This window comes from Mesorhizobium sp. M1217, from assembly GCF_040318275.1.
In the GTDB taxonomy this organism is placed as follows: domain Bacteria; phylum Pseudomonadota; class Alphaproteobacteria; order Rhizobiales; family Rhizobiaceae; genus Mesorhizobium.
This window is the reverse complement of record NZ_JAMYMA010000043.1, coordinates 1-7214: the sequence shown is the minus strand read 5'-3', so window position 1 is coordinate 7214 and position 7214 is coordinate 1. Positions and strand designations below refer to the sequence as shown.

General features: G+C 58.3%; 8 protein-coding genes and 3 pseudogenes. 6 read left to right on the top strand and 5 right to left on the bottom strand.

Features of this window, described 5'->3' with window-relative positions:
- Both NKH37_RS33730 and NKH37_RS33725 read left to right on the top strand, forming a co-directional pair.
- Positions 1-237: pseudogene (locus NKH37_RS33730) on the top strand (hypothetical protein); the annotation flags it as partial.
- A 420-nt stretch (positions 238-657) separates the two neighbouring features.
- Positions 658-1269 carry a hypothetical protein gene (locus NKH37_RS33725; protein ID WP_353042543.1) on the top strand — a complete coding sequence of 204 codons (612 nt, stop codon included), beginning with the start codon at positions 658-660 and terminating at the stop codon, positions 1267-1269.
- Here the strand turns inward: NKH37_RS33725 and NKH37_RS33720 are convergent.
- Positions 1256-1393 carry a hypothetical protein gene (locus tag NKH37_RS33720; protein ID WP_353042541.1) on the bottom strand — a complete coding sequence of 46 codons (138 nt, stop codon included), beginning with the start codon at positions 1391-1393 and terminating at the stop codon, positions 1256-1258. The two genes, NKH37_RS33725 and NKH37_RS33720, sit on opposite strands and share 14 nt — an antisense overlap.
- 199 nt (positions 1394-1592) lie before the next feature.
- Positions 1593-1778 (bottom strand): hypothetical protein, encoded by a 186-nt coding sequence (locus tag NKH37_RS33715; protein WP_353042539.1) that lies wholly within the window; start codon positions 1776-1778, stop codon positions 1593-1595.
- Between the two features lie 1043 nt (positions 1779-2821).
- On the opposite strand from NKH37_RS33715, the gene NKH37_RS33710 reads away from it, so the two are divergent.
- Positions 2822-3682: a DUF1236 domain-containing protein gene (locus NKH37_RS33710; RefSeq protein WP_353042545.1), complete on the top strand. Its 861-nt coding sequence runs from the start codon at positions 2822-2824 to the stop codon at positions 3680-3682.
- A gap of 272 nt (positions 3683-3954) precedes the next feature.
- Here NKH37_RS33710 and NKH37_RS33705 read toward each other — a convergent pair.
- A pseudogene (locus NKH37_RS33705) lies at positions 3955-4445 on the bottom strand (TniB family NTP-binding protein); the annotation flags it as partial.
- 354 nt (positions 4446-4799) lie between these two features.
- Between NKH37_RS33705 and NKH37_RS33700 the strand changes: the two are divergent.
- The 3 genes from NKH37_RS33700 to NKH37_RS33690 all read left to right on the top strand — a co-directional run bounded on the left by NKH37_RS33700 (position 4800) and on the right by NKH37_RS33690 (position 5928).
- A complete protein-coding gene (locus NKH37_RS33700; RefSeq protein WP_352816096.1) occupies positions 4800-5027 on the top strand; it encodes a hypothetical protein in 228 nt (75 codons plus the stop codon).
- A 314-nt stretch (positions 5028-5341) separates the two neighbouring features.
- A complete protein-coding gene (locus NKH37_RS33695) occupies positions 5342-5536 on the top strand; it encodes a hypothetical protein (protein ID WP_352595304.1) in 195 nt (64 codons plus the stop codon).
- A 158-nt stretch (positions 5537-5694) separates the two neighbouring features.
- Positions 5695-5928 (top strand): hypothetical protein, encoded by a 234-nt coding sequence (locus NKH37_RS33690; protein ID WP_353042537.1) that lies wholly within the window; start codon positions 5695-5697, stop codon positions 5926-5928.
- 721 nt (positions 5929-6649) lie between these two features.
- On the opposite strand, the gene NKH37_RS33685 is transcribed toward NKH37_RS33690, so the two are convergent.
- Together NKH37_RS33685 and NKH37_RS33680 are read right to left on the bottom strand one after the other, a co-directional pair.
- The gene (locus tag NKH37_RS33685) at positions 6650-6922 is read right to left on the bottom strand and encodes a hypothetical protein (protein ID WP_353042535.1); all 273 of its coding nucleotides are present in this window, start codon (positions 6920-6922) and stop codon (positions 6650-6652) included.
- A pseudogene (locus NKH37_RS33680) lies at positions 6886-7116 on the bottom strand (transposase domain-containing protein); the annotation flags it as partial. The gene NKH37_RS33685 and the pseudogene NKH37_RS33680, both read right to left, overlap by 37 nt.
- Positions 7117-7214: the final 98 nt, after the last annotated feature.

Below are 7214 nucleotides of genomic sequence, written 5' to 3'. Positions count from 1 at the left end.
CTTACTTGCCAGGAACGACATGCAGCGGTCGCAGTATGCCATGCGCGGCACTTCAATATGTCGCCGTATGTCGCCGCGTCCGATGGCCAGGAAGCGGGCCAGTCCGAACCCCATGCCCAATGGAGTAGCTGCGAACTTGGCCCCTACCTCAACGAGACCGATTGCGAACTGGTGGAGATGACTGTCTTCACCGCAACCGCGATCGGGCTATTCGTCCTTTTCGATGTTCGCGAATAGCGCGAAGGATAGGCGGTGGTTCTCTCTTCCGGTTCCGGTCAGGACTGACAATCCCGGCATGACCTACAGCTGGTGGTAATGCTGCTGACGTGCTGGTCGAGGAACATCTGGATCAAACTTTTTGCGTGCGCTGCGGAACAACTCTCCATTTCAAGGATTGAGGCGAACGTGAGAAGGGACAACTCATCATCATGTTCGACGACAACGACGACCGTGCCCGCGTACTGAGCGGGACACATCCGCAGCCCGTTACCTGGCCAAAGAGACCGGCATCTCGGAGAACCAGGCGCGAGACCTCATCAATATGATCGGGTACGATCGCCCGTCGTTGCTGCGCGAAGCTCGCATAATGAAGAAGATGCCCTAAGAGTCGCTCGGCGCCCTCTGTCAATTCGGATCGATCTCAACCGAAGCACCTCAATGCTCGATCGGCTGGACGTTACGCTGTGCTCCGCCTTCGGCTACCTGCTTGTTGATAACCAAAAAATTCGAGCAGCAATCAACGAGCGGAGAGGCCGTCGCGTTCCTTGTGGCTTTGGTGGTGCGGTGAGGCACGAAGCTCAATGCGGAGCGCCAGCGGCCGCACACAACGGGCCTCCGCTGCCCACTGGCAGCCAAAACCCTCTGGAAGGTTTGTCGTTTTCCGTGCCTGCGGTTTCAGGGACCGGCGGCGGCGATTTGGTGTATGGTATTCTGCACGAACAAAGTCCTGTGGCGAAGGGGGTTTGTCACGCCGATACATCGAAAAAAACCGAAGATGCTGGTGTTTTCAGGCCATCCGAGATGGCGCTGCTGGGCCGCGTATTCGAACGCTTGGTCGATGCGCAATCTGAGTATCAACGTGAGGCGCTCGCGTCCCGGATCATCGAACTAGATGGCCGGGATACAGGACGAGGAAGAACTTGGTTCGGCCTCCAAGCTACCACTGGGACGATAGGCGGCGGCCCCGCCACGGTGTATCGGACCGGAGCCCACCGCGAAGGGTGCGGCGGGCTTTTTCTTCGTTTGCGGGCGAATCCTAGAACACGTTGATCAACCGCAGGAAAAACAGCACGATTGCGGCCAGCACGTAAACTCCAAGCAGCCAGACTACAGGCATAAAGATGCCGGTATCGTGTTTCAGCTTCAGAGTAGCTCTTCGGAGCAACCTATACATTTCACATTCCGCAACCCATTCCCACAACTATCGAGAGATATTCTCGTTCCACCAGTGCAAAGGAGTTGAACTCGGCCGTCTGGCTGACTCCTCCAAAACAGCTAAACCCGTTCTCCATCTCCTTCGCAAGCGCTGTAGCTACACTCTGGTGAGTCTTAAGAGGCAATTCAGACGCCAATCCGATTGTCCCAAAGCGGGACTAGAACCGTCGAACACCGCCAAGCTTGTGCGTCGGCCAGCAGCCCGACACTTTCGGCAGACCGTCAGGTGTGTTGCCGTCTTGGACCAGCGCATCGGTGATCTTCAAATCCTCAACGCGGACGGTGCCTGACGTGACGAACAGCCCGCGATAGCCGCCGTCAGACAACGTATGCCCGTCGCCCAAAATGGTGTCGTTGCTGTGCACATGCGGCAGGTTGCCGCCGCCGCAGTCAGCCTGATGTCGCTGGTCAAGGTGATCCTGTCGCCATCGGCTTGGCCGGCCAGCGCCGAGCGCAGCTCAGATTCGTTGCCGACGACGTACTCCGTTGCAAATGCGGGACCAATTGCGGCGCCGACCAGGACCAGGGCCGCCGACGTCGTGCACTTCGCACGCATCAGCGGCCGCCTTCTGTTTGCAATGAGATGCATTGACCCCTGCCCGGAAGGTACATTGCGAGGCCCGGCCCCTGAGCGCAGGCGGCGCAGCGGCCGGAAGGTGACGGATTGAGTCTTGTTGACCAGTCGTCATTTGACAATTTCGGACCGCCCGCAGGCCTTTGTTGCGCCAGCGCGACATGATCGGCATCACAAAGGCACGGTTTCGGGTACTGAATGTCAGGCGCAACAGGTCATTTCTTGCCATCTGACCTAGCCCAAGAAACCAAGGGAGCAGCCAACTCGGATCGATATGTTATCCGGCTGCACCGGCCCGCCGTGTCATGCCAGTCGGTCGACGTCGCCGTTTTGCGCGATCCTGAGTGAGCGAATGCGAGTTCCTGACGGACCATGTTGAAAATGAGGGCTTGTACCCTGAAGCACTGATGATTTCCGCGGGCGATGATGCACGAAGAGCTGCTTTCGCCAATAGGCCGGCCGACAACGGCTGAGCGCGCTGTTCAGCTAGCCCGGCCGCGCATCCGATAGGACGGGTTCCAGAAGTAGGGTAACCTCGACACCGACGCTGGTGGTGGCTTGCGAGTGAAGGGGTTGATTGGCCCAACGCGTAATGGAGACTAGCAATGGGAAATCCTCAATCGATACCTCATCGATACCTCATGGATCCTGATTATGCTGTTCGCAGCGGGGTTGCTATAGGGCGGTAACGTCATCAGGTGGAGCTTGTTCCGCCACGCGGATCGCTTGCCGTTTCGCTCCATTGGTTTGGAACAAAGTTTTTTAGCCGCAGTTTTACGCGGTGAAGGGACGCGTTTTCCAAGGAGATCTCTCATGAAAGGCGTTCTGATCACCAGCATGCTAGCAATCAGCGTCAGCTGCGGGGCCGCACTTGCCCAGACGCAGCAGTCGACCGACGACCAGTCCGGCGCCAATTGTGCAGCCGGCACTGCCAATTGCCAGAACGGCGCCAAGATGGACGAGCAGGCTCAGGGCAAGGCCGGCGCCACCACTGATCAACAGGCGCAGGGCAAACCGAAGCTGAAGACCGGCGAGCAGGCTCAGGGCAAGGCCGGCGCTGCAACTGATCAACAGGCGCAAGGCAACAAGAAGCTGAAGACCGATGAGCAAGCCCAAGGCAAGGCCGGCGCTACGACTGACCAGCAGGCCACGGGCAACACGAAGATGAAGACTGACGAGCAAGCCCAAGGCAAGGCCGGCGCTACGACTGACCAGCAGGCCACGGGCAGCACCAAAATGAAGACCGACGAACAGGCCCAAGGCAAGGCCGGAACCAACACTACCGAGCAGGCCCAAGGCAACACGAAAATGAAGACCGAGGAGCAGGCTCAGGGCAAGACTGGGACCACGACCACCGAGCAGACTCAGGGCAATGCCTCGACGCAGACGCAAGACCAGAGTTCGACCGCTTCCATCAGCAATGTGACCGTTGAACAGAAGACAGAGATCACGCAGGTCATCAAGGAGACGAACGTCCAACCCGTTTCCAGCGTCGATTTCGATATCTCCGTCGGCATCGAGGTTCCGCGGAAGAAGGTCCGCTTGCATCGTCTGCCGGCGCGCATCGTCAAGATCGTTCCGGCTTACGAAAGTTACGAGTATTTCGTGCTCGCCGACGGCCGGATCGTCATCGTCGACCCGAATACCTACAAGATCGTGGTTATCCTGAGCTAGTTGTGGCCAGACGGTCTACAGTGGGTTGATTATTGCACCAAAAGCCCGCCGCGCAGTTCGGGCGGCGGGCTTTTCCGTCCCGGCTCCAGCGTCTGCTGCAATCGCAGATCACGGTCCGTCCTCGGGGCGAGGAGCGAGCACAGTCTGATCGACGGTGGAACACCATCGTGGAGGGAGGCGACCAACTGTTCCCGGTCGACGCTGGCGAAGCTGGCAAAGCTCCTTGCGCCTGCCGTCGATACCTTGGCGAACGCTAACGCGGAGTAATCTGAAGCTGCTACGAGGTTTTCGAACTGTTCGTTTGCTGCCCATCGGCTCAAGGTGAACTGCTCGAACCGGCGCGCCAGCTGGACGTCGCCGCTGATCGCCTCGCGCGCCTCGTTGACGCCGAAGCAGACGGGCGAGATCTGCAGACGGTCCGGCGAGGATATTGTCCACCTCGTCGATGACCAGGACCTGCACGCCAATCGCCTCCATGATCCGCAGTGCGGCTTGCTCCATTTGGGCAATGTCGGCGCGCCGCCGTTGCGGTACTCCGAGCAGGGTAAGCAGTTCGGCGTAGAACCGCCGTTCTCCGGGCCGGCTGGTCATCTCCATGGCGAGAACCGGTGTTATCAAAGTGCCGGTCGCCGGATTGAAGCTTGGCGGGTGTTCGTCCCTGAACTTCTTCATGATCATGGCTTTACCCATGCCGCTGTCGCCATAAATTGCGACCGAAGGCATGCGTGCCCCGCGGATACTGAAGGAGCCGGCTCAAACGATCGTGCTCGCGATCGTCCTGCCTCAACCGCGTCATCATCGCCGGCGAGCGCCATAGCCAAACCGGGAGCGCTTATTCTCCACGGAGCACCGGGCATTGTCTGGTTGTGAAGACGGTGCTTGATCACCAGCCGCCTGAGTGTGTCTTCGCTTACGTTATAGTCGTACCTGAACAGATCAATGGCCCTATGGACCGTGATCGCCTCTGCCCGTGGGATGTAGAGCGGCCGAAGCCGTTCGCCTGCTGACGCTGTTTTGACAGGGAGCGCATTGGTCATTCGGCCCATCGCGCCTTTCTGCGGCACGCCGTTTCGCCCGACATCAGGGAACGATATCGCCCCCCATGTATTAGAAACCGATGGACACTCTGGAACCCCACGGCCACGGTATGGCGGCCGATCTTTTGACATCGGAAGTTGCCAATGCCAGGCAGCGCATCCACCGGACCGAGTTCGCGCTTCAACGCACTGAAGAAATGCTGGCCGAAAATCTCGCGCTGTGCAGCAGGATACGAACTGCGGTCGAGGCCGCAGACCGCTTGATGAAGATCGATCCCCCCAGCTTTGAAGGACGTCGCGCGGGTTGAACTGGGCCGGCGTTTCATTCGTCGCGACCTTGCGGCACCCTGCCGCAAGAGCCTGCCCTGTGCATCACAGCGTGAGCAAACATTGACAGAAGCATTCCAACATTCACGATGTGCAACACCGACGCTAGATCGACACGAATCCTCAGTTCAAAGAGCGAGGATTAATGCTGCGGCAAACGAAGGGGCGCGGGGCGTCTTCGCGCAAGCCAGTTATCCGATCTCCCGCTCAAAAATTTCTACCAAATATTCTGACCTCCTGATGGAACCCATTCGTCGCGAGCGAGTTGCGGCTCATTGGGACGGACTTCCCGTACATGACAACCAGCAACAAAGCAGACCATCAGTCTGTCTCCAAAGCGTTTCGGAAACTGATCCGTTCCGAAGGCTATCGTCATCACGTACAAACGTTCTTAAATCTGGAGGTCGAACCAGAACTGCCGCCAACGTTACAGTCATTACTTGCGGCTATTGACCAGGCGAAACAGGGGTCGACGGAAGAAGGTCCTTAGCGGGCCGGCTGAGCGTCAAAGCGAAAGAGTACAGAGGCTCGCTCCGTGCTTGTTTCTCTGATTCCGGCTCAGAAATTTCTACCAAACATTCTTCTTGATTTTTCCCGACAAAGGATCATGAATGTCCCCGTGGGTTATCGCTGAGGTGGAGGCCTCGGATGAACGTTCGGATGAACTGCCGACCCATCAAAGTGACTGCCAATGAGCTTGTTGAAGAGCTGATTTTACAGGCCCGGCGCGGCCAAATCATCATCATCTCCGTCAAAAAGACTATCGCCGCGGTGCGACGAGACGGGCCACATCTGGTGGAAAGTGAGTGCGAGTTGGTGGAGCTTATTGTCGATATTGCTCCAGCCTTTGGCATGTTCGTCGCGTTCGACGTTCGCGAATAGCCCTCATGGCTCTCCACTGGTTCAACCTTCCAATCTACGGCAGACCGAAAGCACCAGGGGACGAAAGGCGAATCGAGGCGCGCTCTAGGGGGCTTCGCGCGAGCCGATTATCCGATCAGAAACTCTAGCAAATACTCCTGACTGTCGCGGCCCAGCGCCGTACCAATTTGTACAATTCGTACATGGTCTTGATGCGGCTCAGGTTGGGAGTAGAGTGCCCTTCGGCGTGTCCCTGGGGAGGGCTGGATGAGCGTCGCGCGAAGGGTCGGTCCGTTTCTAGAACAAGCAATTACTGTACTCCTCAACAGGGCGGACCGTCGCGACACGGTCTCGATCAAAGCGGCACTACGCGAAGCTCGGGAGACTGCGCCTTATTTGGTGGCCTCCGACGAAGAACTAACCGAGGCAATCGTCGAGGCAGCAACTGCCTTGGGCCTCTGCGTGGCTTTTGACGGTCGCGAGTAGCTGTCAGCCAACTTCAGCCGCTGTGGCATCGCAACGGAAGCGCGCCGTCCTGCGCATTTCAATAGTCAGAGGTAATCCGTAATTACCTTCGCAACCTGCTATATCTGCCTGTAGAACGGGAACTGCGGGCTGAGCAAAGGTATTTGCTGGAGGAACTTGAGAAGGTCGACAAAGAGTGACCGCAGTACCCATCCGGTAAAGACCGCAGACGTGCGTATCCGGCGGCCATGAGCACCTGAGCACCGCGGTGCCGGGGTCAAGCTTTCGATGGGGAGACGCGATGATATTCTTCGAGGAGGAGTTTGACCTCCTCGATGCCTTGATCGGTGAAGGCCAAGATTCCGTGGTCATCCTTGGCGCCGTACACCCAGACGACGCCGTCCTCGGGCTCGAGACCGAGGGTCAGGTCCTGGATGAGCGCTTCGCTGACGCCGAGGTCCCTGGCGACACGTTCGACGGTGTAGACGTGATGCACCTTATTGCGCTGCATGATCAGGCCGCCGCTGGTTGGGTCCGCAGTTTTGCGCATCTCCAATTCCAAGGCAGCAAATCATCGATCCGATGGGCCGGATAGGCGGGCAGTTGGGCGAGGACGTGGGCGAGCCAGGCCTGAGGGTCGACGTCATTCAACTTGGCGCTGACGATCAGGCTGTAGAGAACGGCAGCGCGCTGTCCGCCGCGATCGGAACCGCAGAACAGCCAGGACTTTCTTCCGAGAGCCATCGCAGGGTCATTCTGCCCATGTCGGGCAGATGGTGGAGTTTCATTACCGCTGGCATCCATATTACGGCGGTCGTTTTCGGCATGAAGGTCGCGAGGAC

Coding starts and splice junctions, on each gene's coding strand:
- NKH37_RS33725 (WP_353042543.1), top strand. CDS start 658: ATGCTCGATCGGCTGGACGTTACGCTGTGCTCCGCCTTCGGCTACCTG.
- NKH37_RS33720 (WP_353042541.1), bottom strand. CDS start 1,393: ATGTATAGGTTGCTCCGAAGAGCTACTCTGAAGCTGAAACACGATACC.
- NKH37_RS33710 (WP_353042545.1), top strand. CDS start 2,822: ATGAAAGGCGTTCTGATCACCAGCATGCTAGCAATCAGCGTCAGCTGC.
- NKH37_RS33700 (WP_352816096.1), top strand. CDS start 4,800: ATGGACACTCTGGAACCCCACGGCCACGGTATGGCGGCCGATCTTTTG.
- NKH37_RS33695 (WP_352595304.1), top strand. CDS start 5,342: ATGACAACCAGCAACAAAGCAGACCATCAGTCTGTCTCCAAAGCGTTT.
- NKH37_RS33690 (WP_353042537.1), top strand. CDS start 5,695: ATGAACGTTCGGATGAACTGCCGACCCATCAAAGTGACTGCCAATGAG.
- NKH37_RS33685 (WP_353042535.1), bottom strand. CDS start 6,922: ATGCGCAAAACTGCGGACCCAACCAGCGGCGGCCTGATCATGCAGCGC.